This window comes from Mycobacterium gordonae (assembly GCF_001417955.2).
GTDB classification, from domain to species: Bacteria; Actinomycetota; Actinomycetes; order Mycobacteriales; family Mycobacteriaceae; genus Mycobacterium; species Mycobacterium gordonae_B.
The window spans coordinates 62,184-87,347 of record NZ_LKTM01000002.1 but is presented as its reverse complement, the minus strand read 5'-3'; the positions used below and the strand labels follow the sequence as shown (position 1 = coordinate 87,347).

The 25,164-nt window shown below is 66.7% G+C and carries 22 protein-coding genes; 11 read left to right on the top strand and 11 right to left on the bottom strand.

Translation table 11 applies throughout. The features are described 5' to 3' along the window. Positions 1–45: 45 nt before the first annotated feature. Positions 46–891 carry a class I SAM-dependent methyltransferase gene (locus AO501_RS02450; protein ID WP_055576215.1) on the top strand — a complete coding sequence of 282 codons (846 nt, stop codon included), beginning with the start codon at positions 46–48 and terminating at the stop codon, positions 889–891. On the opposite strand, the gene AO501_RS02445 is transcribed toward AO501_RS02450, so the two are convergent. Beyond that, positions 888–1,280 (bottom strand): MerR family transcriptional regulator, encoded by a 393-nt coding sequence (locus AO501_RS02445; protein WP_055576214.1) that lies wholly within the window; start codon positions 1,278–1,280, stop codon positions 888–890. The two genes, AO501_RS02450 and AO501_RS02445, sit on opposite strands and share 4 nt — an antisense overlap. A 53-nt stretch (positions 1,281–1,333) precedes the next feature. Between AO501_RS02445 and AO501_RS02440 the strand changes: the two genes are divergently transcribed. Continuing rightward, entirely contained in the window at positions 1,334–1,768 is a 435-nt protein-coding gene (locus tag AO501_RS02440) for a PPOX class F420-dependent oxidoreductase (protein ID WP_055576213.1), read from the top strand. 62 nt (positions 1,769–1,830) lie between these two features. Here AO501_RS02440 and dnaE read toward each other — a convergent pair whose 3' ends face one another. After that, complete coding sequence (gene dnaE, locus AO501_RS02435) at positions 1,831–5,364, bottom strand: DNA polymerase III subunit alpha (protein ID WP_055576212.1); 3,534 nt, start codon at positions 5,362–5,364, stop codon at positions 1,831–1,833. 68 nt (positions 5,365–5,432) lie between these two features. After that, entirely contained in the window at positions 5,433–5,864 is a 432-nt protein-coding gene (locus AO501_RS02430; protein WP_055576211.1) for an SRPBCC family protein, read from the bottom strand. A gap of 143 nt (positions 5,865–6,007) precedes the next feature. Here AO501_RS02430 and AO501_RS02425 point away from each other — a divergent pair, with 143 nt between their 5' ends. Genes AO501_RS02425 through AO501_RS02415 form a run of 3 tightly spaced genes read left to right on the top strand, consistent with a single transcriptional unit; the run spans position 6,008 to position 11,330 of the window. Next, complete coding sequence (locus AO501_RS02425; protein WP_055576210.1) at positions 6,008–7,879, top strand: serine/threonine-protein kinase PknD; 1,872 nt, start codon at positions 6,008–6,010, stop codon at positions 7,877–7,879. Then, positions 7,876–9,756 carry a serine/threonine-protein kinase gene (locus tag AO501_RS39975; RefSeq protein WP_055576209.1) on the top strand — a complete coding sequence of 627 codons (1,881 nt, stop codon included), beginning with the start codon at positions 7,876–7,878 and terminating at the stop codon, positions 9,754–9,756. Before AO501_RS02425 ends, AO501_RS39975 begins: the two co-directional genes overlap by 4 nt. Beyond that, on the top strand, positions 9,756–11,330 hold the full coding sequence (locus AO501_RS02415; protein WP_055576208.1) for a hypothetical protein: 1,575 nt from the start codon (positions 9,756–9,758) through the stop codon (positions 11,328–11,330). The genes AO501_RS39975 and AO501_RS02415 overlap by 1 nt, the downstream gene beginning before the upstream one ends. A gap of 16 nt (positions 11,331–11,346) precedes the next feature. Here AO501_RS02415 and AO501_RS02410 read toward each other — a convergent pair whose 3' ends face one another. Together AO501_RS02410 and AO501_RS02405 are read right to left on the bottom strand one after the other, a co-directional pair. After that, positions 11,347–12,150 (bottom strand): SDR family NAD(P)-dependent oxidoreductase, encoded by an 804-nt coding sequence (locus tag AO501_RS02410; RefSeq protein ID WP_055576207.1) that lies wholly within the window; start codon positions 12,148–12,150, stop codon positions 11,347–11,349. Then, positions 12,147–13,163, bottom strand: coding sequence for an SDR family NAD(P)-dependent oxidoreductase (locus tag AO501_RS02405; protein WP_055576206.1), 1,017 nt, complete (start codon positions 13,161–13,163; stop codon positions 12,147–12,149). Before AO501_RS02405 ends, AO501_RS02410 begins: the two co-directional genes overlap by 4 nt. Before the next feature lie 295 nt (positions 13,164–13,458). Here AO501_RS02405 and AO501_RS02400 point away from each other — a divergent pair, with 295 nt between their 5' ends. Beyond that, the gene (locus AO501_RS02400) at positions 13,459–14,103 is read left to right on the top strand and encodes an MliC family protein (RefSeq protein WP_055576205.1); all 645 of its coding nucleotides are present in this window, start codon (positions 13,459–13,461) and stop codon (positions 14,101–14,103) included. Between the two features lie 4 nt (positions 14,104–14,107). On the opposite strand, the gene AO501_RS02395 is transcribed toward AO501_RS02400, so the two are convergent. Then, positions 14,108–15,178 carry an NAD(P)-dependent alcohol dehydrogenase gene (locus tag AO501_RS02395; protein ID WP_082658338.1) on the bottom strand — a complete coding sequence of 357 codons (1,071 nt, stop codon included), beginning with the start codon at positions 15,176–15,178 and terminating at the stop codon, positions 14,108–14,110. 220 nt (positions 15,179–15,398) lie between these two features. Here AO501_RS02395 and AO501_RS02390 point away from each other — a divergent pair, with 220 nt between their 5' ends. Further along, positions 15,399–16,328 carry an AraC family transcriptional regulator gene (locus AO501_RS02390; RefSeq protein ID WP_055576203.1) on the top strand — a complete coding sequence of 310 codons (930 nt, stop codon included), beginning with the start codon at positions 15,399–15,401 and terminating at the stop codon, positions 16,326–16,328. A gap of 34 nt (positions 16,329–16,362) precedes the next feature. Here the strand turns inward: AO501_RS02390 and AO501_RS02385 are convergent, their stop codons facing one another. Both AO501_RS02385 and AO501_RS02380 read right to left on the bottom strand, forming a co-directional pair. After that, positions 16,363–17,616, bottom strand: a complete 1,254-nt coding sequence (locus AO501_RS02385) for an RNA polymerase sigma factor (protein ID WP_082658336.1) — start codon at positions 17,614–17,616, stop codon at positions 16,363–16,365. After that, positions 17,582–17,962, bottom strand: a complete 381-nt coding sequence (locus AO501_RS02380) for a YciI family protein (RefSeq protein ID WP_055576202.1) — start codon at positions 17,960–17,962, stop codon at positions 17,582–17,584. The genes AO501_RS02385 and AO501_RS02380 overlap by 35 nt, the downstream gene beginning before the upstream one ends. Before the next feature lie 96 nt (positions 17,963–18,058). On the opposite strand from AO501_RS02380, the gene AO501_RS02375 reads away from it, so the two are divergent. Beyond that, the gene (locus tag AO501_RS02375) at positions 18,059–18,817 is read left to right on the top strand and encodes a class I SAM-dependent methyltransferase (RefSeq protein WP_055576201.1); all 759 of its coding nucleotides are present in this window, start codon (positions 18,059–18,061) and stop codon (positions 18,815–18,817) included. 2 nt (positions 18,818–18,819) lie between these two features. Then, entirely contained in the window at positions 18,820–19,602 is a 783-nt protein-coding gene (locus tag AO501_RS02370; RefSeq protein ID WP_055576200.1) for a class I SAM-dependent methyltransferase, read from the top strand. Here AO501_RS02370 and AO501_RS02365 read toward each other — a convergent pair. Next, positions 19,585–20,511 (bottom strand): RluA family pseudouridine synthase, encoded by a 927-nt coding sequence (locus AO501_RS02365; protein ID WP_055576199.1) that lies wholly within the window; start codon positions 20,509–20,511, stop codon positions 19,585–19,587. The two genes, AO501_RS02370 and AO501_RS02365, sit on opposite strands and share 18 nt — an antisense overlap. After that, positions 20,504–21,109: a signal peptidase II gene (gene lspA, locus AO501_RS02360; protein ID WP_082658335.1), complete on the bottom strand. Its 606-nt coding sequence runs from the start codon at positions 21,107–21,109 to the stop codon at positions 20,504–20,506. The genes AO501_RS02365 and lspA overlap by 8 nt, the downstream gene beginning before the upstream one ends. 74 nt (positions 21,110–21,183) lie before the next feature. On the opposite strand from lspA, the gene AO501_RS02355 reads away from it, so the two are divergent. Continuing rightward, entirely contained in the window at positions 21,184–22,122 is a 939-nt protein-coding gene (locus AO501_RS02355) for an asparaginase (RefSeq protein WP_055576198.1), read from the top strand. Here AO501_RS02355 and AO501_RS02350 read toward each other — a convergent pair. Beyond that, the gene (locus AO501_RS02350; protein WP_156452272.1) at positions 22,087–23,487 is read right to left on the bottom strand and encodes a DNA polymerase IV; all 1,401 of its coding nucleotides are present in this window, start codon (positions 23,485–23,487) and stop codon (positions 22,087–22,089) included. The genes AO501_RS02355 and AO501_RS02350 overlap by 36 nt on opposite strands. A 267-nt stretch (positions 23,488–23,754) precedes the next feature. On the opposite strand from AO501_RS02350, the gene AO501_RS02345 reads away from it, so the two are divergent. After that, positions 23,755–25,164 (top strand): PE domain-containing protein, encoded by a 1,410-nt coding sequence (locus AO501_RS02345; RefSeq protein WP_055576196.1) that lies wholly within the window; start codon positions 23,755–23,757, stop codon positions 25,162–25,164.

Sequence of the window (25,164 nt, the reverse complement as noted above, 5' to 3'; positions counted from 1 at the left end):
AACTCACGGCCCACGGAACACAGGACCGGGCGTACGTTGGCGCTTATGGGGCGGAACACGGGTATTGACGTCAGCAGTCTCTCGCCGCTGGAGCAGACGGCGCTCCTCACCGAATATGCGCGGGCGTTGGACAGTCGTTGGGCGCGGCCAATTCTCGGCGATGCGCTGGCCGACCGGGTGGTCGGCATGATCGACTACGACTTCGCCGGACTCGGAGTGACCGCCAGCGTGGTGTGCCAATCGGCGCTGCGCGCCAAGATGCTCGACGACCGGGTGCGGGCATTCACCGCCGAGCATCCCGACGCCGTGGTCGTCGACCTCGGCGCCGGAGTGGACTCGGGTCCGCTGCGGGTTAAGCCGCCCGCTACCGTCGACTGGTACAGCCTCGACCTGCCGGGCGTGATCGCGCTGCGCGACCGGGTGCTGCCACCCAGCAAACACGCGCATTCGGTCGCGGCGTCGGTGGCCGACCACGACTGGCCTGCGACCATCCCCACCGACCGGCCGACGATATTGATCGCCGACGGGCTGTTCGCTTTCTTGACCGAGTCGGTGATTGTCGGCGTCTTCCGACGAATTTCCGAGTATTTCGAGTCGGGTGAAATCGCGTTCAACGACTACGGCCGGATTGGCTGGTTCAGTCGACTCGCCGTAAAGCTGGCACCGCAGAAAATGTTCAGCAGCGTCGGGAATCAATGGGGATATGCCGGCTTCAAGGATGCGCGGGTACCCGAGACGTGGAACCCCCGGTTGACGCTCGTCGAGGCGGCCAGCTTGGCGCACGCTCCCGAGGTGGAGCTCTTTCCGAAGTGGATCCGGGTTGCTACCAAGGCATCCGGGAAATTCGAGGCCGGTGCCCGCAAGGCCCGGATCCTGCGCTACCGGTTCTAGGGTTTGGCGGCGGGCAACGCCTGGTGAATGCCGCACGTGCACGCGTCAATTGACGGACAGGTGCAGCGCATCCCCCACTCGATGACCTCTCGCGCCCGCGCCAACGATGCCATGTGTGCGTCAATTTCGGCGAGCTTGGCCTGCGCGAGCGCGCGACTGGCGGGGCGCCCCGGCACATCGTCAGCGAACAGCAGCTGGATCTCCTCCAACGCGAATCCCGCGGACTTGCACAGCCGGATCACCTCCAGTCGAGCAAGCACCGCATCGTCATAGCGACGCTGGCCGCCTTGTCGGGCGGGCGCCGGGATCAGGCCGATCTGCTCGTAGTAGCGCAGCGTGGTTGCCGCGATCCCGGCTTGGCGGGCCACCTCTCCGATGGTCAGCCGCATTGGCACCTCCCAGTCTTGACTTCGAGTCAACTCTAAGTCGTTGACTGTGAGCCATGCACACACTCCAGAAACTGGGCACCTCGCGGTACGCACTGCTGAGGTCGTTCCGCCGCGACGGCACGCCTGCCGACACCCCGATCTGGTTCGCGTTCGACGGCGACGCGGTGGTGTTCCGAACCAAGGTCGGACCCAAGACCAAGCGCCTCAGTGCCCGCCCCGACGTCGAACTTGCCGTCTGCGACTATCGCGGCCGGGGTGCCACGGACTGGTCGCCCGGCCGCGCCACAGTTTTGACCGGCGCCGACGCACAGCGCGCCAACCGACTGCTGCACCGGCGTTACGGATGGCAGTGGAATATTGTGCCGCTACTGAAGATTCCGGGCGTGACGAATGTGCACCGCGACCTCGGGCTGCGGGAGAAGCTGCGGCGCGCCCGCGACCGCGGCGTCTGGGCCGACAGCGCCATCGTCCGGGTAGACCCGGCTTAGCGGTCTTATCGAGTGTGAGGCTGGCCGCACAGTCGCTGCCGAACGTGAAGCCAGCCGCACATTCAGCTGCCCAAACACCCCGGGCCGAGCAACTCCTTGAGATCGCCCATCAACGCCGGCGACGGCGTCACCCGCAGTGACTGATCCAGTTCCAGCGTGGTGATCCGGTCGCCGCTGATGAGTCGCAGATGCACCTGCGAGGTGCCCGGATGGCGCGCCAGCACCTGCTTGAGAGCGGTCACCTTGTCAATGGTGCACTGCCGGGTGGGCAGACTGACCGCCAGCGGCCGATTTGGCTGGGCGTTGGAGAAGTCCGGCACCACAAGCTCGTTGGCGATCAGGCTGATGCGGTCATCACGGATGGCAACCTTGGCGTTGACCAGCACGACCACGTCGTCAGCAATCTCGGCCCCGTAGTTCGAATACGTGTGGGGGAAGAACATCACCTCGATGCCACCGGTCAGGTCTTCCAATTGCGCTGAAGCCCAGGGCATTCCGTTCTTGTTGACCCGCCGGTTCACTGAGGCGAGGATGCCACCCACCCGCACCTGGGTCTCGTTGGCGACATCGCCGTCGAGGATCGCCGGGATCGCGGTGTCGACTTGTGTGGCCAGAAGGTGCGCCACCCCGTTGAGTGGATGCCCGGAGACGTAGAGACCCAGCATCTCGCGTTCCAGGGCGAGTTTGTGTTTGTCTTCCCACTCGTCGTCGGGCACCTTGATGGTGAAGACCGCTTCGGTGCACCCGTCGTCGCCGCCGAACAGGTCGAACTGGCCCATCGCTTCGGCCTTCTTGGTGCCCAGCACCGAATCGACGGCGTCGGTGTGCACCAGGAACAGGCCCTTGCGAGCGTGCTTGAGCGAGTCGAAAGCACCGGCCTTGATCAACGACTCGGTGACCTTCTTGTTGCAGGCCGAGATGTCGATCTTGTTCAGGTAATCCGAGAAGTCGGTGAACTTGCCCTTCTCGTTGCGGGTCTTGATCAGCGAGCCGACGACGTTGGCACCGACATTGCGTACCGCGCCCAACCCGAAGCGGATGTCCTTGCCGACCGAGGCGAAGTTCACCAGCGACTCGTTCACGTCGGGCGGCAGCACGGTGATCCCCAGCTTGCGGCAGTCGGCCAGATAGACCGCGGCCTTGTCCTTGTCGTCACCGACGGAGGTGAGCAGGCCCGCCATGTATTCGGCCGGATAGTTGGCCTTCAGGTACGCCGTCCAGTAGGAGACCAGGCCGTATCCGGCGGCGTGCGACTTGTTGAATGCGTAACCGGCGAACGGAAGAATGGTGTCCCACAACGCTTTCACGGCTTTTTCGGAGAAGCCGTTGGTGGTCATGCCCTCGTAGAAACCCTTGTACTCGGCTTCGAGCACCTCGAGCTTCTTCTTGCCCATGGCCTTGCGCAGCGCGTCGGCCTTGCCCATCGTGTAGGAGGCGACCTTCTGGGCGATGAACATGATCTGCTCTTGGTAGACGATCAGACCGTAAGTCTCCGAGAGGATCTCGCGCAGCGGCTCCTCGAGCTCCGGGTGGATCGGCTTGATCGCCTGCCGGCCGTTCTTGCGGTCGGCATAGTCGTTGTGGGCGTTCATGCCCATCGGCCCGGGGCGGTACAACGCCAACACAGCGACGATGTCGTTGAATTCGGTGGGCTGCATGCGGCGCAGCAGATCTCGCATCGGGCCACCGTCGAGCTGGAACACACCTAAGGTATCGCCGCGGCCCAGTAGCTCGTAGGTGGGTTTGTCGTCCAGCGGAACCGATTCCAGGTCGAGGTCGATTCCCCGGTTGGCTTTGATGTTCTCCAGCGCGTCGCCGATAATCGTCAGGTTGCGCAGCCCCAGGAAGTCCATCTTCAGCAGGCCGATGGCCTCACACGACGGGTAATCCCAGCCGGTGATGATGGCGCCGTCCTGCGGCCGCCTCCACAACGGGATGGCCTCGGTGAGCGGCTCGCTGCTCATGATGACCGCACACGCATGCACACCGGCGTTGCGGATCAGGCCCTCCAGGCCCCGCGCGGTCTGATAGATCGTGCGCACGTCGGGATCGGTTTCGATCAGGCCGCGCACTTCCGCGGCCTCCTTGAACCGCTCGTGGGCCGGGTCGGTGATGCCGGACAACGGAATGTCCTTGGCCATGATCGGCGGCGGCAACGCCTTGGTGATCCGGTCGGCGATCGCGAAGCCGGGCTGGCCGTAGTGGATGCGCGCCGAATCCTTCAGCGCGGCTTTCGTTTTGATCGTGCCGAAGGTGATGACCTGGGCAACCCGGTCCTGCCCCCACTTGTCGGCGGCGTAGCGCACCATTTCACCGCGGCGACGGTCGTCGAAGTCGATGTCGATGTCTGGGGCCGACGGGCGCTCGGGGTTGAGGAATCGCTCGAACAGCAGGCCGTGCGGAATGGGATCGATGTTGGTGATACCCATCGCGTAAGCCACCAGGGAGCCCGCAGCCGAGCCACGCCCCGGCCCCACCCGGATGTCGACCGAGCGTGCGTGGTTGATCAAATCGGCCACGATCAGGAAGTACGCCGGAAAACCCTTGTCGCAGATGACCTTGATCTCGTACTCGGCACGGTCGATGTAGTCCTGGCCGACGCCGTCGGGAAAGCGCCGCGCCAGGCCCGCCATCACCTCGTGGTGCAGCCACGACCCCTGGTCGTGCCCGTCGGGCACCGGGAAGATGGGCATCCGGTCGCGCGGGGTCCACACGTCGGCGTAGGACTGGACCCGCTCGCCGATCAGCAGGGTGGAGTCGCACGCTCCGGGAACCTGGCTGTCCCAGAGCTGACGCATCTCGGCGGCCGACTTGAGGTAGTAGCCGTCGCCGTCGAACTTGAACCGGTTGGGGTCCGAGAGCGTCTTGCCGGTCTGCACGCACAGCAGCGCCTCGTGGTTATGGGATGCGTCGCGGGTCACGTAGTGACAGTCGTTGGTGGCCAGCGGCGGGATGCTGAGTTTGCGGCCGATTTCCAGCAGGCCTTCGCGGACCCGGTGTTCGATGGAGATGCCGTGGTCCATCAGCTCGAGAAAGAAGTTCTCGGCGCCGAAGATCTCCCGCCATTTGGCGGCGGCCTCCAGCGCCTCGCGCTCGTGACCCAGCCGCAGCCGCGTCTGCACCTCCCCCGACGGGCAACCGGTGGTGGCGATGATGCCCTCGGCGTGTTCGGCGATGAGCTCGGCATCCATGCGCGACCACTTGCCGAGCTGGCCTTCGAAGGAAGCCAGCGACGACAGCTTGAACAGGTTGCGCAGGCCGGTCGCGTTCTCGGCCATCATCGTCATGTGCGTGTACGAGCCGCTGCCCGACACGTCGTCGGACTTCTGGCTGGGATCACCCCAGGTGATGCGACGGGTGTCGAATCGCGAGCCGGGAGCGATATACGCCTCGACGCCGATGATCGGCTTGATGCCGACCTTGGTGGCTGAGTTGTAGAACTCGCTGGCGCCGAACATGTTTCCGTGGTCGGTCATGCCGATTGCGGGCATCTCCAACCGTTGCGCCTCGGCCAGCATCGGCGAGATCTTCGCGGCACCGTCGAGCATCGAGTACTCAGTGTGGTTGTGCAGGTGCACGAACGACGATTGGTTCATAGGGCAGCCAGTCTATGACTGGGCACCGACGTCTTTCGGGCGTGTCGCGAAGTGTGTCTCGAAGGTGTTCAGGCGTAGCGCTCGACGAACAATTGCAACGACTTTTCTACGTCGCCTTTGACCGCCCGGGCCGCGGCCGAGCCGACCGGGCCGAACAAGGCACGCCCGCCCAGCTCAAGGCGCAGACCCATGGTCGAACCGTCCTCATGGGGCGCGACGGTGACGGTCACGCCGTACTTTGCTCCGCCTTTGCCCGACCCCGACATCGCGACCTCGTGGGGCGGGTCCCACTTGGTCACCGTCCACGTCACCCGGTTGCGCAATCCCTTCGATCGCGCCACGCCGATGATCTCGGTTCCCACCGTGATCTCGTCGGGGATGTCGCTGCGCCACCCCTCGTGCATGACGAGCCATTCGCCCAGCTCGGAGAGATCCGACACACGCTCCCACATGTCCTGCGGGGCCATCGGGACGTTTGAGGTCAACTCAACGGAAGCCATCGGTTGAGACTAGCGAGGGTCGCAAGGCCGGCGCAGCCGGCCGCCGCGGGCCCGAGCAATGCTCGCCGCGGGCCCGAGCAATGCTCCCGGCCGCCGCGGCATGGTTCGCGCTCCCGTTACGCTCAGCAACAGAGGAGGGGCGAGTGGTCGAGGATCGGGCGGGTTCGCAGTTCGGGCCGTATCGGTTGATCCGACTGTTGGGTAGCGGTGGGTTCGGCGAGGTCTACGAAGCCGAGGACACCGCCATGAACCGTGTCGTCGCGCTCAAGTTGCTGAGCAACACCTACTCGCAGGATCCGGTCTTCCGCGAGCGTCTGTTCCGGGAGGCCCGTACCGCCGGACGTCTTCGCGAGCCTCACGTGCTGCCGATTCACAGCTGTGGGGAGATCGACGGCCAGGTCTACATCGACATGCGGCTGGTCCGGGGCGTGGATTTGGAGACCCTGCTCAAGCGGGAGGGGCCGCTCGACCCGACCCGCGCGGTGAAGCTGATCCGCCAGGTCGCCGCCGCCCTGGATGCCGCGCACGCCGAAACGGTGCTGCACCGCGATGTCAAACCGGCAAACATCCTGCTGTCCGGTGACGACTTCGCCAGCCTGGTCGACTTCGGACTGGCCAGCGCGGCCGGCGACGCCCGCCTCACCAAGACCGGGAAGGCGGTCGGCACCTTCGATTACGTTGCCCCGGAACGACTTTCGGAAGCACCGGTGGATCACCGCTGCGATGTGTACGCGCTCGCGTGCGTTCTCTACGAACTGCTTACCGGCAAGGCGCCGTACGAGGAGCACCGTGACCTTTCCGCCCTCATGACCGCGCACCTGACCGCGCCCATACCGCGACCCAGCCAGCAGCGCCCCGGCATCCCGGCCGCGCTGGACGACGTCATTGCACGAGGTATGGCGAAGAATCCCGACGCGCGCTACCGCAGCGCCGGCGAATTGGCCCAGGCCGCCGAGAACGTGCTGAAACCCGCCGCCCCGACCCGCGAATGGGGCATCGAGGCACCGGCGCCGCCGATCCCCCATGCGCCGCCACCTCTCCCCCCGCCGTCCGCGCCCCGACCGCCGTGGGCCCAGCCACCCGACCGCAAGCGGCGCCATCGCGTTGTGTTTGTGGTGGCCGCCATCGCCCTGGTGGCCGTCGCGATCACCGTCGGGATTGTCGCGATCGTGCACCGACACGACGGCGCGCGCCCCGCGGCCGCCAGCACACCGAGGCCGTCCTCGACGGTGCCGACCGTGCTGAAGTTCCCCAACCTGGTGAAACCGCGCGGAGTGGCAGTCGATGAAGCCGGCAACGTCTACGTCGCCGAGTTGACCAACCACTCCCCGGAAGGCCGCGTGCTGAAACTGCCTGCCGCGCAGTCCTCTCCCACCGAATTGGCATTCGGGGAGGTCTACGGCTTGGACGTGGCGGCGGACAACGAAGGCAACGTCTACCTCGCCGACATTCACGCGCCCGGCGTATGGAAACTCGCCCCGGGCGCCCGCGGCCCGATCCTGCTGCCGTTCGGCCACGTCGGCAGGCCGGCGGGTCTGGCGGTGGGCAAGGACGGCAGCGTCTACTTGACCGACAACGCGCTCAAACAGGTGCTGAAGCTGGCCCCGGGGGCGACCAGCGCGACCCAGCTGATGCCCACCGTTCCGATGAGCGGGCCGGGAGGCGTCGCGGTGGACAAGGATGGCAACCTCTACATCGCCGACAGCGATGACCGCCGCGTGCTCAAGCTGCCCGTCGGCGCTGCAACTCCCACCGAGTTGCCGTTCGCCGGCCTCCAGGCGCCTTACGGTGTGGCGGTGGACCCGGGTGGGAACGTCTATGTCTCCGATCTCGAGGGGCACGGAATTTTCAGATTGGCCGCCGGCGCCACCAGCGCCACCCGCCTCGCCTTCCCGGGGCTCAACTACCCGCTCGGGATCGCGGTGGATAAGGACGGCGATCTGTTTGTCGTCGACTGCCATCGCACGGACGACTGCGCGACCGGCAAGGTGCTGGAACTGGGACCGCCCCGATGACCGACGATCCCACGATCCGACACTCCTCGCGCTCGCGCGTCGGCACCCGCTTCGGGCCTTACCTACTGCGGCGACTGCTCGGCACCGGCGGGTTCGGCGAAGTCTATGAGGCCGAAGACACCGTGATGCACCGAGTGGTGGCTCTGAAGCTGTTGTCCAGCAGCTACTCTCACAATCCGGCGTTCCGGGAACGGCTGTTCCGGGAGGCCCGTACTGCCGGGCGGCTGCACGACCCTCATGTGGTGCCCATTCACGGCTGTGGCGAGATCGACGGGCAGCTCTATATCGACATGCGGCTCATCGATGGCACCGACCTGCAAAGCACGCTGGAGCGCGACGGCGCGCTCGGCCCGGCGCGTTCGGTGAACATCGTGCGTCAGATCGCGGCCGCGCTGGATGCCGCGCACGCCGAAACGGTGATCCACCGGGACGTCAAACCGGCCAATATCCTGCTCGGCAAAGACGATTTCGCCTGCCTGGTCGACTTCGGGTTGGCCAACGCCGCCACCGACACCAAACTCACCAGCGAAGGCACCACCATCGGTTCGTTCGCCTATCTGGCTCCGGAACGTCTTGCCTCGGGAGAGGTCACACCCGGCGCCGACATCTACGCACTGGCCTGTGTGCTCCACGAATGCCTGACCGGAGCCTCGCCCTTCGAAAACCGCACCGAGATACCGGCATTGGTCGCCGCCCACCTGACCTCGCCGCCGCCGCGTCCCAGTCAGCAACGGCCCGGGATCCCGGTCGGTTTCGACGAGGTGATCGCGCGCGGCATGGCCAAGGAACCCGAGCGTCGCTACCGGAGCGCCGGCGAACTCGGTGCCGCCGCCCAGCGCGCCCTGGGCACACCGGTGCCCAACCCGTCGTGGACGCCCCAGGCCGCCCCACCGACGCAACCCTGGAGCCCTCCGGCACCGACTGCGACGCCGACCCTGCAGCGGCCCCCGCCCGTCCGGCGAAAGTCCGGCCGCCGCGTCGCGCTCATCGTCGCGGCCATGGGCGCCGTTGCCGTCATCACCGCCGTCGGGGTGGCGGTCTCGGGCACACCGAACTCATCTCAGCCCTCCCGCAGCACCACGACCGGCCCAGCTACGCCGACCGCCCCGATCGCAAACGCCGCGCCACCACTCAACGCCACCCCGTTGACGACAATCGGATACGGCGATCTGAGCGGCGTGACAGTCGACGGCGCCGGCAACGTATTCGTCGTCGACACAGGCGGCAAGAAGGTGTTCAAACTCGCCGCGAACTCGAACGCACCCACCGAGATCCCAATTCGCGGGCTCACCAAGCCCAAGGCCGTGGCCGTGGACTCCACCGGCAACCTCTACATCACCGACTGGTCCACCCCCGGGACCGGCCAGGTGTGGAAACTTCCCCCAGGTGCCACGTCACCCGTCGAACTGCCCTTCGGGGCGATTCTTCCCTCGGGTCTAACAGTCGACGGCGCCGGCAATGTGTACGTGACCGCGCGGGACCAGGTGCTTCGGCTCGCGGTCGACGCGCCCGCCCCCACGGTGCTTCCGTTCGGGGCCGGCTTGTTCGAGAGCGTCGCGCTGGACGGCGCCGGCAATGTCTATGGCCTGCAGATGGGCCGCGTCCTGAAACTGGCACCCGGCGCAACCAGCCCCACGCAGCTGCCCTTCTCTCAGCTCGGCCGGGCACAAGGCATTGCCGTCGACGCCAAGTCGACCGTCTACGTGATCGACAACTCCGACAACCTGGGCAAACTCCTGAAGCTCCCCGCCGGTGCCATGACGTCGACAACACCCACCGTGCCCGAGAACCAGTCTTTCGGCGGCATTGCCGTCGATGCGGCGGGCGCCGTCTACCTGACCGAGAACAACCGACTGCTCAACGTGGGGGCCGGTTGATGAGCGACCTGAAAACCCAACTGGCGCAACATGGCCCCCTGAATCCGGGTCATGCGGTCGAGGTGGTGCGCCGTATCGCCGCGGTGATCGACGACAGCCATGCTCAAAAGACCGTCCACCGCGACGTCACGACGGCCACCATCCTGCTGGGCGACGGCGGGTCGGCATATCTGGCGGATGCAACCGGCGCCACTCCGTCCACGGAGCGCACCCGCGCACTGGTCACCAACACGGAAGCCAGCTACCGCGCCGACATCACCGCGTTGGCCGCGGTCCTGTACGAGTGCCTGACCGGGCGCCCGCCGGACGCTGCGGCACCACCGCCGAGCCGGCAGCGGCCGGGCATCCCCGCCGGTCTGGACGCTGTCATTGCCAGGGGTCTGGCCGACAAGCCCGATGACCGGTACCGCACCGCCGCCGAACTCGCCGAAGCTGCGCAAGGTGCCCTCGCGGCGGCGGCCACGCAGACAATCCAGCTGCCCCCGCCACCCAACCCTTCACCGCCACAATGGAATACCGGACGAACGGTGTCCTACCCGCACACGCATCCGGTGATGCTGCCGTCGCCGCAGCCACGACGACGGCGGCTGGGCCCGGTGATTGCGGTCGTAGCGATCGTGGTGGCGGTGGCGGCGGCCGCCTTCGCGATTCCCAAACTCGTTCACCACCCGGGCAAATCCACATCGGCAGCGCCGACCACGACGACCACCCCGTCCAAGCGCAGCTACACCGCACTGCCCACCGCGCTGCCGTTTCCCGGATTGGGCGTGACGAAAAGCGTTGGCGTCGACGGGGCCGGCAACGTCTACGCGCTGGCTTCTCTGATCGGCGAGGGGTCATTCGATTCCTTGCCAACGATGCTGTTCAAGCTGGCGCCCGGCGCCGGGGACGCTGTCGCCGTTGACATTCCGGGTGTCAATGTGCGCTCGGCAACGGACCTGGCGGTCGACCAGACCGGCAACATTTATTACAGCGAGGGCAGCCAGGTCTGGTTCCTGGAGGCCGGCAAAACCAGCCCGATGCGGTTGCAGTTCCGCGGCTTCTCGCGGATCGATGCCATCACCTTCGATGGAGCGGGCAACGTCTATGCGGTCGGCGGCATCATGTCGTCCGACCTCAAACTCAAATACGGGGTGAAGAAACTCGCCCGCGGCGAAAACCGGCCGACCGACCTGTCCTTCAGCGACCTGTACGTGCCCAAAGGCATCGCGGTCGACAAAGCCGGCAATGTGTACGTCAGTTCCGGCATCGAAAACACCGGCCACGGCAAGGTGTTGAAACTGGCCCCCGGCGCCACCACTGCCACCGCGTTGCCCATTCCCGATGTCTTGGAGCCTCGCCAGATCGCTTTCGACAGCGCCGGCAATATCTTCGTTGCCGACGGTTTCGGCAGACGATTCTTCGAATTGCCGGCTGGGGGCGGCAGTGCCATCTCGCTACCGATTCCCGCAAGCTCGCACGGTGTCGCTGTCGACTCGGCCGACAATCTCTACGTACTGACCGGCGCGGTGGCCAACCAATCAGACAAGACGGTGCAACCGGGTCAGGTGCTCAAGGTCGTCCCGGAGAAGTAGCCCGCCCGAAACCGGATCAGTGGCTGGGACCGCCGCGCAGCTTGTTTCCGATCCGGATCGCCGGCAGCAGCACACTGCGCGGTAACAGCCGGCCGCTGGTGCTGGCGACCTTGGGCACCAATCCCGGTACCACGCCACGCTTACCGGACAGCATGCCCCGGATGGCCTGTTCGGCGACTTCTTCCGGTGAGACCTGCGCGAGCGGGACGCTGAACCGCTCGGCACTGGCGATCTCAGCCCACTCGGTGGGAACCGGCCCGGGACACAGCGCCGTAACCGACACTCCCGTCCCGTGCAACTCCTCTTGAACCGCCTCCGAGAAGGTCAGCACGAACGCCTTGCTGGCCGAATACACCGCCATGAACGGAAGGGGCTGGAACCCGGCGATCGACGCGATGTTCAGCACGGCGCCTGCGCCCCGCTCCACCATGCCGGGCAGCACGGCCCGGGTGAGCTCCATCAATGCCAGCGCGTTGAGGGTGACCTCCTCGCTCTCGCGTTCGGCCGGTAGCTCATAGAAGCGCCCGCTGGTACCGAATCCCGCGCTGTTGCACAGTCCGGCAATCGGATCGGTGCTCAGCCGCTGCGCGAGCTCGGCCCGCGAATCGGCGTCGGAAAGGTCCAGCGGCAGCACCTCGACTGCGATCTTGTCGCTGTCGCGCAACCGGTCGGCCAGCTCGTCGAGGCGCTCGCGGCGCCGGGCCACCAGCATCAGCGGATACCCGCGCCGCGCAAGGCCTTTCGCGAGTTCGGTGCCGATCCCCGACGAGGCGCCCGTGATGACTACAGTGGTCCGCCCGGTGGGTTTGGGGAGACTCACCAGTGGATCCCTCGGGTCGCCTGCAGGAAGGTCTCGCTCCGCTTGTCGAGATCTGTTTGCTCGCTTGGCTTTTCGCTCCCCTTTGCGGCCGAGGAGTCGTCAAACATGCCGAACGCCCGGTTACGCACCCGGTCCATCACCGCCGGGTTGACGGCATCGGCGACCGCGGCGAACTGGCCGAACGGCGAACTCGCCCGACGGGGCCGGTGGATCAGCGCGTCGGTGATCACCCCGGCCGCCTGATCGGGCGTCAGCGTCGGGAAATGGTCGTACATCGTCGTCGGGCTGATCATCGGCGTGCGCACCAGCGCCATGTGCACGGTGGTGAACCGGACGTTGTCGCTCACGGTCTCCGCCTGCAGCGCGTCGCACAGGCTGTCCAGCGCGGCCTTGCTGGCGATGTATGCGCCGAACCGCGGCGCGCGCGTCTGCACGCCGACCGAGGACACGTTGACGATGTGCCCGAAGCCGCGTTCGCGCATACCGGGGATGAACTTGAGAATCAGCTGGACCGCGCCCAGGTAGTTCAGCTGAATAGTGCGTTGGTAGTCGTGGATCCGGTCGTAGGACAGTGCCAGCGAACGCCGGATCGAGCGGCCCGCGTTGTTGATCAGGATGTCGACCCCACCGAGGTCCTCGAGCACCTTGTCGGCCATCGCCGCAATCGCGTCGGTGTCGGACAGATCGCACGGGTACACGTGTGCGGTGCCGCCATTGGCTCGGATGTCGTCGGCAACCTTCTCGAGGTTTTCCAGGGTGCGCGCGATCAGCACCACTGTGCCGCCCGCCTCGGCGATCTTGTGAGCAGCGGCTTCTCCGATGCCTGACGACCCGCCCGTGATGAGCACTACCCTGCCCTGGACCGCGTCGCTGAGCTTGCGGCCCTGGACGGCGTCGAGCAGATTCCTCAGGTAGAAAGGCCGGTACCGACCCGCGGAGTTCGGCGTGTTGATCATGTTCGACATCGCCGCGAAAGGCTTTTCGACCAGATGCGTGAGGTCACCGAGATTCATCGACAGTTGCTCCTGATGGCGGTGTGGAAGGTGTGACGGACGGTCATGAAGCCAACCTAGGACATCGGCCGGTGAATAGATACACAGCTCAGGACAAGATGACGCGCCGCCGTGCGCCGGGCTGCCCGCCCCGGCGAGCGCCCGCATGTCGCCAACGACACGCCGCCACGCCCGACACTTTGCGGCCCCTCGCCAACGACGGCGCCGCCCGCAACAACAGCGGCGGCGAAAGTATGACCGCCGTCCACGGCGTGTCGCGGCGCCGCTGCCGTCCACGACCCGGTAGTCAGCAGGTATGAGACTGCTGGTCGCCATCCTGGCCGTACTGCTCGTCAGCGCCTGCGACGGCGGCGGGTCCGGCGCGTCCCGGTCCGCGGCGTCCTCCAGTACCACGTCCTCTTCGACCACCACCCAGCCTGCCGCCCCGGCGATGACGTTCGACTGCGCCAAACCGGCGAACAAGGCACAGCAATTGGTTTGCGACGAGCCACAATTGAGCGACCTCGACCGTCGGCTGCAGGCGGCCTACCAACAGGCGCTGGCACGGCCGGGTGCCGATCAGGCCACTCTGACCACCGCCCAGAGCGCGTTCGCGACGACCCGCGACGGCTGCGCCGATCTCGTCGAGGTGCGGACCTGCGTGCTGGAGGCTTATCAGACGCGGCTTGTGGAGCTGGCCATCGCCGACCCGGCCACCGTCGCGCCACCGGTCGTCAGCTACGACTGCCCCGCCGATGCCGGCACGTTGACCGCGCAGTTCTACAACCAGCTCGATCCCAAGACGGCGGTTCTGGACTGGAAGGGTGTACGCGTCATCCTGTTCCTCCTGCCCTCAGGCAGCGGCGCCCGATATGGCCGTCAAGGTTCGGAATACTGGGAGCACCAGGGCGAGGTGACGCTCGACCTCGGCGGAACCAAGTTCGTCTGCCACACCCGGTGACTGATCAGTCGAACACAACCACTGCCCTGCCCACGATGTCGCCGCGACCCAGCGCCTCGAGGTTGTCGTTGATGTCGTCGAGGTCGACCGGGACCACGCGATGCTTGATCAGACCCTGGCCGGCCAGCGACAGCACCTCTCGAAGGTCGTTGTAGTTGCCCCAGAACGAGCCGAAGTAGGACTTCTCTCCGCTGACGAACGGGAACAACGGCAGCTCGACGCGTTCGCCCATGAGGCCGACCTGGGACAGCGCGCCTTCGGTCTCCAGGATGGCGGCCGCCAACCCCAGCGACTCCGGCGACCCGGCGCAGTCCAGCACCGCATCGACCGTGCGCCGACCGGTCAGGTCCGCCAGTTCGTTCTGGACGTCCTCGGTTGACTTGTCCCGCACGTTGATCGTGTGGTCGGCGCCGTGTTCCCTTGCGACATCGAGCTTTTCATCACTTCTGGCAAATCCGAACACGGTGGCACCGGCGCCGAGAAGTCGTGCGTACTGCACGCCGTAACTGCCGAGCCCGCCGATGCCGTTGACCACGACGGTGCGTCCGGCGCCGAGCTTGCCCGCGTCGCGCAACTTCTTCATGCCGCGGTAGGGGGTCAGACCGGCGTCGGTCAGCGGGGCAAGGTACCGGGGCTCTTGATCTGGTTGGTCGCCAAAGGAAATGACGTGGTCGTACGGGGCGACCATGTATTCGGCGAAACCGCCGTTAGGCCCGAAACCGACGAGTTGTCCATTGGCACAGAGTTGTTGGTTGCCCTCATGGCATTGCCGACAGGTACCGTCGCCCCAGTTCGGGTCGACAACGACGAGATCGCCTTCGGAGATGCCGGCCGACTCCGGAACGTCAGGACCCACCTCGGTGACAGTGCCGGACACTTCGTGTCCCGGGATGAAGGGGAACTCGACGGGAAGGCCGTCCCGGAAATAGCCGTCCACCAGCTGATAGTCGCTGCGGCACATGCCGGTCGCGGCGACCTTGATCAGTACCTGGTTGCGCCCCACGTCGGGCACCGGAACTTCATCGATCTCAAGAGGCCGGTTGTAGCCGTGCATGCGCGCTGCCCGCATTTTCATGATTTTCCTTCGATCGCTGAAGCATGGGGAAGATGATGCGTGCCCGATAGTCACAGCAAACCGGATCGACGACTGTCGCGGTAGCAGATTCCTGCTCGATGTCTGTCTCATTCCGAGACGACCGGGACCCACGGACACAGCGGGTGACCACGCGGTCAGATACCTTTTTCTACAGAGCAATTCGAAACTCGTCGCTGTCGATGCTCGAGGAGGTGCCGATTTGACCGCCACCGAGTACGTCGAGCAGCGCGCGACATCGAGTGAACTCGTCGCCGAACTGACCACCCGTGCGACCCAGGACGGCCCGAACGCCGGGCTGTGGCCGGGGCTGACGATCTACCGCTTCAGCCGGCCGACGCAACCCGAGTGGCAGGAGATCCGGGGGCTCTCGATCGGGATCGTCGCCCAGGGCCGCAAGGCGGTGACGGAGAAGGGCAGAAGCCACGTCTACGACCAGTTCAATTACCTCGTCATCAACGGCGATCTGCAGTTCCAGAGCGAGGTTCTCGAGGCATCACCGCACCATCCTTGCCTGTGCCTCGTGTTGGAGGTCGATCCTTCCACGGTGCGCGGCATCTCCGAGAAGATGCCGGGCCGCAATCCCGTCGAAGCGGCATCGGTATGCGAGCTCGCGGACAGCTGCATGGTCTCCGCGCTCGACGACGAGGTGATGAGTTCCGTGCTGAGATTCGTCCGGTCGCTGGGCACCGATGTCGATCGGCGCGTCCTGGCGCCGCTCTATCTGCGTGAACTGGTCTACCGGGTGCTGCAACGTGAACAATTCGCGCGCCTGCTGCACTTCGCCGCGCAGCAGGCGGCGGGCAATCCCATCGGTGCGGCCCTGACCTACATCAATTCGCATCTGAGCGAACCGATCACGGTCACCACCCTGGCCGCCCAGGTGGGGCTGAGCCCGTCGGCGTTCACCCGGGCGTTTCGGGAGCTGACGGGTTCGTCACCGTACCAGTACGTCAAGCAAGTACGACTGAACCGGGCGCGGGAACTGATCCTGGACCGACACGTCGGCGTCGCCGACGTCGCGCATCAGGTCGGCTACACCAGCGCCTCGCACTTCATCAAGGAATTCCGCACCCGGTTCGGCGCCACACCCCGCGAATACGTCAGTGGTCGACCCGGGACGTCGGCATAACAAAGCGGCGGTCCCGGGCTGGAAGCGAATTCATTCACACCTGATCGTCAGCCAGCGCGTCGAGCCGTCGGGTCAGATACCTGACGACGCCGGCGTCTGTGGTGAGCTCGATGGCCCGACGGTACGCCTGCGCCGCGGCCTCGAATTCGCCCGCAGCCGCCAGCAGGTGGGCGCGGGCGGTCCAGGCCGGCTGAAATCGTTCCGTGGCGGCCACCGCGTCCAGCGCCCGCAGGCCCGCTCGCGGCCCATCGATGTCGGCATCGATCACCGCCAGGGCGACCGCTGCGCCCAGCGACGGCGCGAGCCGAAACAGTGCGCGATGCAGCGTTCGCAGCGCAACCTTGTCTACGTAGCCGTCCCCGGCGCGGGCGCAGTGCGCCGACTGGATCGCCGCCTCATATTGGTAGCGGCCCGGGCGACCCATGTCGTAGGCGCGATGCAACAGGTCTTCGCCGCGCGCGATCAGCGTCCGATCCCACAACCTGCAGTCCTGCTCGTCCAGCGGCACGAACTCGCCGTCACCGGTGCGCCGCGCGGCTCGACGGGCTTCCGACAGGTACATCAGTGCGGCCAACCCGAGCACCTCGGGATTACCGGGCAAGAGCTCGACCAGGACCAGTGCGAGATGCAGCGCTTCGGCCACCAATGACTCGATCGGGTCGCCCTGCGGCTCCAGTTGCCAATCGATCGCGAAGGCGCCGTAGACCGCCTCCAGAACGGCGGGCAAACGGACGTCGAGATCCGCACGTCCCGGCAGCGCAAACGGGATTGCCGCGTCCCGGATTCGGCGCTTGGCGCGCACCAGCCGTTGCGCCATGGTGGCAGCCGGTACCGAGAATGCGCGCCCGATAGCGGCAGCGTCGACGCCGAGCACCGTCTGCAGCATCAACGGTGTTCGGCAGTTCGCGGCGATCGCTGGATGCGCGCACACCAGCATCAGCTCCAGCCGGCGATCTGGAATGGTGGCCAGGTCTTCACTGAATTCTGTTGCCGTGAAATCTGTTTCGGGCATCGGTCCGGTCATACGGTAGGCATGCGATTTCCAGCGGTCCCGCAGCCGATTGCGGGCCACCGTCAGGATCCAGGCCTCCGGATTGGCCGGTATCCCATCCAGCGGCCATCGGGTCAGCGCCCGTTCCATCGCGTCGGCGATGGCATCCTCGGCCGCCGGGATGTCGCCGGTGGGTGCGGCCAGCAGCGCCAGATGCCGACCATAGGAGGTGCGAACGAAGGCGCCCAATCGGGTCCCTACCTCACTCGGGTTGATACCAGCCCCTTCCGCTCGCATACGTCACGCCCACCGGCCGGATTTCGATGGTTCCCCACGCCGCGGCCGGGCATCGTTTCGCCCACTCCAGTGCGGCATCCAGATCGGGCACCCTGATGACGAAGACCCCACCGAGACGTTCCTTGGTGTCGGCGAACGGACCGTCCTGAATCTCAGGCGCTCCGTTGCGTGCCGTGAACGTGGTGGACACGGCAGCTGATTCCAGCACCTGTGTGCCGATCAGGACGCCCGCCGCGTCCAGGTCGTCGGCGTATTGAGCGAATGCCGCGCGCGCGGGTGCCATGTCTTCGTCGGACAACCCGATCTCGCCACCCTCCTGATAGTGCATGAGCAGGCAGTACTGCATACGTGGTCCCCAATCTGTTGGAAGATGTCAACGGTATGACGACCGACACCGCGCCCGATCGACATCGGGGCCGCCTACCAGACGAGAATGCCTGAGATGGGCGGGACTTTCGAAGAATTGGTGGCAGAAGCAGATTCGGCGTCGGTCGACGGTTGGGACTTCTCCTGGCTGGACGGCCGGGCGACCGAACAGCGGCCGTCCTGGGGTTATCAGCGGTTGATGAGCGACCGGCTGGCGAAAGTCGGGGCGGCACTGGACATTCAGACCGGCGGCGGTGAGGTACTGGCCGGGGCCCCGCGATTTCCGCCGACCATGGCGGCCGTGGAACCGTGGCCGCCGAACGCCGCGCTGGCCACCCGACGCTTGCACCCGCGCGGCGTCGTGGTGGTGTCCGTGCCCGAAGAGAAGGCACTGCCGTTCGCCGGTGACGTGTTCGACCTGGTGACCAGCCGGCACCCCAACAGCGTGCCGTGGGCTGAGATCGCCCGGGTGTTGCGGCCCGGCGGAACATATCTGGCCCAACACATCGGCCCGGCCACCGTCGCCGAGTTGACCGAATTCTTCATCGGCCCCCAGCCGCAGGCATGGGCCAGGCGGGACCCGAAAGCTGAGCGCGCGCAGGCAGAGTCCGCCGGCCTGCAGATCGTGGAGATGCGACTCGAGCGCCTGCGCCAGGAGTTCTTCGACGTCGGCGCCGTCGTCTATTTCCTGCGCAAGGTGATCTGGACCGTGCCCGGCTTCACCGTCGAGCGTTATCGCGAGCGGCTGCGCGAACTCCACGAGCGCATCGAAGCCGAGGGACCGTTCGTCGCGCATGCGGCGCGGGTTCTCGTCGAGGCCCGCAAGCCTGAGTGACAATGCTGGGTATGCGCTCGTTTGAGGACCTGGTCGCCGAAGCGGTGGCCGCGCCGGTGGAGGGTTGGGATTTCTCCTGGCTGGACGGCCGCGCAACGGAGCAGCGGCCGTCCTGGGGGTATCAGCGGCTGATGAGTGGGCGATTGGCGGGTGCGTCGGCGGCGCTGGACATCCACACCGGCGGCGGCGAGGTACTGGCCGGGGCCGAGAAGTTCCCGCCGACCATGGCGGCCACCGAATCATGGCCTCCCAATGCGGCATTGGCCAGTAGGCGACTGAATCCCCGCGGGGTGGTGGTGGTTGCCACCGGCGACGAACCACCGTTACCGTTCGCCGACGAAGCCTTCGATCTGGTGATCAGCCGCCATCCGATTGCCGTGTGGTGGAGCGAGATCGCGCGGCTGCTGCAGCCCGGCGGCACCTACTTCGCGCAGCATCCCGGTCCGGCGACGGTGTCGGAGTTGGTGACCCACGTCGTCGGGCCGCAACCGCAGCTGTGGGCACTCTACGAGCCGGCCACCCAGCAGGCGGGCGCGCAGGCCGCCGGACTGCAGGTGGTGGACATGCGCATGGAACGGCTCCGGGCGGAGTTCTTCGACATCGGCGCGGTGATCTACTTCCTGCGCAAGCTGATCTGGACGGTGCCCGATTTCACCGCCGAGCCGTATTACTCGCGGCTGCGCGAACTGCACGATCTGATCACCGCCGAAGGCCGCTTCGTCACCCATCCGACGCGGGTGCTGGTGGAGGCGCGAAAACCCGGGCGGTCAGCCCTCGGCGCGTAACACGTCCAGGGCGTGCTGCAGATCCGCCGGATAGGGACTGACGATCTCGATCCGCCGGCCGTCGGCCGGATGCGCGAAGGCCAGAGATCGCGCGTGCAGCCATTGACGTTCCAGCCCAAGTCTTTTCGCGAGCTTCGGGTCAGCACCATAGACGAGGTCGCCACAGCACGGATGGTGCAGCGCGGAGAAGTGCACCCGAATCTGATGAGTACGACCGGTTTCCAGGTGCACGTCGAGAAGGCTGGCGGCGACGAACGCCTCCATGGTGTCGTAGTGGGTGATGCTGTGCCGGCCATCCCGGGTGACCGCGAACTTCCACTCCGGGCCGGGGTGGCGGCCGATCGGGGCGTCGATGGTTCCGCTGGACGGGTCCGGATGGCCCTGCACCAAGGCGTGATACCGCTTTTCCACGGTGCGCTGTTTGAACGCCCGCTTGAGCACGGTGTAGGCGCGTTCGGAGATGGCCACCACCATCACCCCGGAGGTTCCGACGTCAAGGCGATGCACGATCCCCTGGCGCTCATGCACACCCGAGGTGGTGATCCGGTAGCCGGCGGCCGCCAGGCCGCCCAGCACCGTGGGGCCGGTCCAGCCCACCGAGGCGTGCGCGGCCACCGCGGCCGGCTTGTCGACCGCGACAATGTCGTCGTCGGAGTAGAGGATCGTCATGCCCTCGATGTCGACGGGGGTGTTCTCCGGGGGCTTGGGCGGCTCCGGCAGTCGCACCTGCAACCAGGCCCCGGCGTTCAGGCGGTCGGACTTGCCCGCCGTCACCCCGTCGAGTTCGACACCGCCGTCTTCGGCGATGGCCGCCGCGGCGCTGCGGGACAGCCCCAACAGGCGGGCCAGACCGGCGTCCACGCGCATGCCCGCCAATCCGTCTGGGACCGGCATCGAGCGCTCAGTCAACTGCGCCCTGATCCTCGTTGTCGCCGTTGGACTTCCGGCGGCCGACGGCGTCGAAATCAAAGCCGAAGATGGACAGGACGACCAGCAGGATGGCGCCGCCCACCACCGAAGGGTCGGCGACGTTGAACACCGGCCACCATCCGACCGACAGGAAGTCGACGACGTGACCGCGTAGCGGGCCGGGCGCCCGGAAGAAGCGATCGACCAGGTTGCCCATCGCGCCGCCCAGGATCATGCCAAGGCCCAGCGCCCACCAGGGCGATACCAGCCGCCGACCCATCCAGAAGATGCCGACCACGACACCCGTGGCGATCAGGGTGAGCACCCATGTGTATCCCGTCGCCATCGAGAACGCGGCGCCGGAATTGCGCACCAGCGTCCAGGTCACGGTGTCGCCGATGATGGAGACCGGCTGGCCGGGGGGCAGCAGTTTGACCGCCAGAACCTTGGTGATGATGTCGAGCGCAAGCACCACTGCGGCAACCGAGAGGAGCAGGCGCAAACGCCGGTGCGGCGCCTGCGCTGCCGAAGCCGGGGCTTCTTCGGCGTCACCGGCTGAAGTCAGCGGATCAGCGGATCCCGTTGGTTCGTCAGGCACCCCACCATCATCCACTAATAGGTGTTTATGCCCGGCACGCGGATGGGCTGACCCGCGTGCGGGATGATCCCCTGATGGGCCGCATCACCGTCATCACCACCGGAGGGACGATCTCGACCACCACCGGCGCCGACGGCGTCCGTCGGCCCGCCTACAGTGGCGCCCAACTCACCAGCGGTCTCAGCCCGGCCTTCGACGTCGACGTCGTGGATCTGATGGCGGTCGACAGCTCCGAGCTGATCACGGCCGATTGGGACCGGATCCGCGCCGCGGTCCGCACCGCAATCGACGACGGCGCCGCAGGAGTCGTCATCGCCCACGGCACCGACACGATGGAAGAAACCGCGCTGTGGTTGGAGCTGGGGTACGCGGGCCCGGTGCCGGTGGTGCTGACCGGGGCGATGCGCAGCGCGGACGCACCCGACGCGGACGGTCCGGCCAACCTGCGCGACGCCCTCACGGTCGCGGGCAGCCGGGACGCGCGTGACCTCGGGGTGCTGTTGTGTTTCGCCGGCCGGGTGTTGCAGCCTCTGGGCCTGCGAAAGGCGGCGACCCAGGATCTGACTGGTTTCGCCGGGCACCTGCTTGGGACGGTCGCCGGCGACGTGACACTGACCGGCGCCAAGGTGCGGCCGTTCCTCGGCGACCTCGACGCCGCCGCCGCACCGCGCGTCGATATCGCGGCGGTATACCTGGGCAGCGACGCGGTGGCATTGGACGCGTTCGCGGCGGCCGGTGCCCGCGGCGTGGTGCTCGAAGCGTTGGGATCGGGCAATGCCGGGGTTGCCGTTGTCGAAGGCGTGCGCCGCCTCTGCCGCGACGGCGTGGTGGTCGCCGTGTCGACCCGGGTCCCGACTGGCCGGGTCAGCGCGGGTTACGGGCCCGGGCACGACCTGGTGGAGGCTGGCGCGGTGCTGGTGCCACGACTGGCGCCACCGCAGGCCAGAGTGCTGGTGATGGCGGCGCTGACGGCAGGACTACCGGTTGCCGACGTCGTCGGCCGCTGGGGCTGACGGCGCCGGCACCGATTCCGGTTCCTGCTGGCGCAACTCGCCCACATAGTCGGGCCAGTCCAGGCTGTCGACCGGGTTGGCCGCGCTGATGTCAGCGGTATCGATGGGAAACGTGCGGGCCGGGCCCGGGCCCGAACCGCGGGTCTCGAAGCGGACGGTGACGACGCCGTGACCCGCCCCCTGCACCCACCCGTGACCGAACTCCGGATGCGTGACGTCGTCGCCGATCCGCCATGACGTCCCGTCCTGTCCGGTGAGCAGTGCGGCGCGCATCGTCTCGAAATCCTGATGCGCCTCCGTCTCGGGCGACAGGTCCAACTCGGGAAACAGCGATTCCTGGCGCACATCGCTGAGACCCGAAAAACCCACGCCCAGCAGGCGGATCGGACCGATCTGCAACGGATCCAGCAGCAGCCGGCGGGCCACCGCCGTCAGGGCACTCGCTTCGGCCGTCGCGTAGGGCAGCGTCGCCGAACGGGTCAGGGTGCTCATGTCGGATTTCTTCAGCTTCACCGTCACCGTGCGCGCGCCACGCCCGTCTTTGAGCAGCCGCCGGTGCGCGTGCTCGGCGATCGGTTCAATCGCCTCCCGCAACTGGTCCAGGGTGGTCAGGTCCGCCGCGAAGGTGGACTCGGCGCTGATCTGTTTGGCTTCGGCGCGTTCGGCGACCGGGCGGTCGTCGATGCCGCGCGCCAGGCGGTGCAACGCGGGCCCGATGGTCGCGCCCAGGATGTTGGCCACCTCCGCGTCGCTCAACGCGGCCAGTTGCCCGATGGTCTCGATGCCGAGCCGGTGCAACTTCTCCTCGGCGACCGGGCCGATGCCCCACAGCCGCCGCACCGGCAGACCATCGAGCAGCAGCCTCTCCTCGGTGCGGCCGACCACGCGAATGCCGTCGGGTTTGGCCAGACCCGAGGCGATCTTCGCGATCTGCTTGCCCGAGCCCGCGCCGACCGACGCGATCAACCCGGTCTCGTCGCGAACCCGCCGTCGCAGCAGTTCGCAGAACTCCTCGGCGTCCGACGCCGACGCCCCGACCAACTGCGACGGCTCCCCGAACGCCTCGTCGAACGACAATTGCTCCACTACGGGCACCAGGCTGCGGACCGTGTCGAAGACGCGGCGGCTGGCCACGCCGTAGACCACCCCCCGCGGCGGCAACACCACCGCGCTGACGCCTACCAGCCGGCGCGCCTGGTGCATCGGCATCGCCGAACGGGCGCCGAACACCCGCGATTCGTAGCTGGCGCCGGCGACCACCCCACGGCCACCCAGGCCGCCCACCAACACCGGACGACCCCGCAGGGTCGGCCGGGTGAGTTGCTCCACGGACGCGAAGAACGCGTCCATGTCCAGGTGCAGCACCCAACGGGACTCCACGGCTAACGATGGTATGGGGCGGGCTGCGGTGCGGTGCCCCGAAGGCGCCCCGACCGTAGGTTCCGTTTCGCGGACATCGGCTTCGCAATCGGGCCCGGAAAGTCTTATTGCGAAGTGCAAATCCAATGTAAGACGTAAACACTGCGTGTCCCGGATGAAAACCCATCGTTATGCGCATGTTTAAGAGCGCTGATTTCGGGTCACTTGCAAATAGGCGAAGCGCTTGGCCGATAACAAGGGTCGAGGGGGTCAATGGTGTCCGTCTTTGTCGCTCCTGAATGGGTCGAAAATGCAGCCCAGGAATTGTCCGGACTCAGATCGGCGATTGCGCAGGCTTCGGAATCCATCGCTGGTTCCACCACCGCCATTGCCCCTGCCGCCGCGGACGAGGTCTCCTCCGCGATAGCCGCGATGTTCGGTGACCTCGGCCGAGAATTTCAAGCACTGAGCGCACAGACGCAGGCCTTCCACGCCGAGTTCGTCAGGACGCTGAACTCAAGCGTCGGCGCGTATCTCGGCGCCGAGATCGCCAACGCCGAAAGGGTTTTCGCTGGCATCGTACCCTCGTCGGCGGTCGCCCCGGCGGCCTCGATCCTGGACAGTCTCCCCGGACTCGGGAACCTCGGCGGATTGCTGGGCGGCTTCGGCGGCATCTTGAACGGCGTGGGAGTTTTCCCGTCCTTGCAATCACTATTGCCCGGCATAGTCGGCGCGGCGCCCGGGCCCACACCCCCCAGTCTGGCGGCCATCACCGGACCCTACGAAAGGTTGGCATCTAACACCATCACCAACCTGCAGAGCCTCGGTAATGGTCTGGCGGCGAACCCATTTCCATTCCTGCGGCAGATCATTACCAACCAGTCGAACTACGGCCACATCATCTCTGCGGCATTCACCAGTGCGGGCGAACACTTGAACAGCGGGGCCGCCGCAACTCAGATACTGGCCGACCTGGCCCCGATCGCGTCGATACCGGGCCGGATCGGTCAGAACGCGGTGAATGTGCTGGCCACCCTCACCGATTTCTCGTACTCATTCGGCGTCAATTACGCCGATCCGCTGGAAATCGGGTCCGCGTTCTTCGGGCTCCCGATAGCGCTCGGCATCGACGCCATCGGTTCGCCCATCACGACCGCGAACGCGATAGCCTCCGTGGGCGCGGCCTTCAGCCATGCGGTTCAGAGCGGCGACGGGTTCGGGGCTGCCGTCGCGGTGCTCACCGCTCCCGCTGTCGTCACGGACGGCTTTCTCAACGGCCAGTACACCTGGGGAGTGACGCTGCCGGCGGTGCCCCTGCCCGTGCTCGGCGGACTGCCTGCCCTCACCGTGCCGCTGCACGCCAGCATTCCGTTCGGCGGGATACTCACTCCCCTGTCGACGGTCACGGTGAACGTCGATCCGCTACCGGGGAGCCCCGTCGTCAGCGTCCCGATGGGCGGCACGCCCACCGGCGGAATTCTGCCCGGGCTGCTGCTCTACGCCCCGCAACAACTCGCCCAGGCGATCGGCGCCCCGCCGCTCCCCAGCCCGCTTCTTCCGCTGCCGCAGATCACCGTGCCGGGTCTGCCGTCGCTGGGATCTCTGCTACCGGGACTCAGCCTGCCGTCCCTGCCCGGGCTGACGGGTTCACCGCTTCCGCCGTTGCTGGGCGGCTTGCTCTGA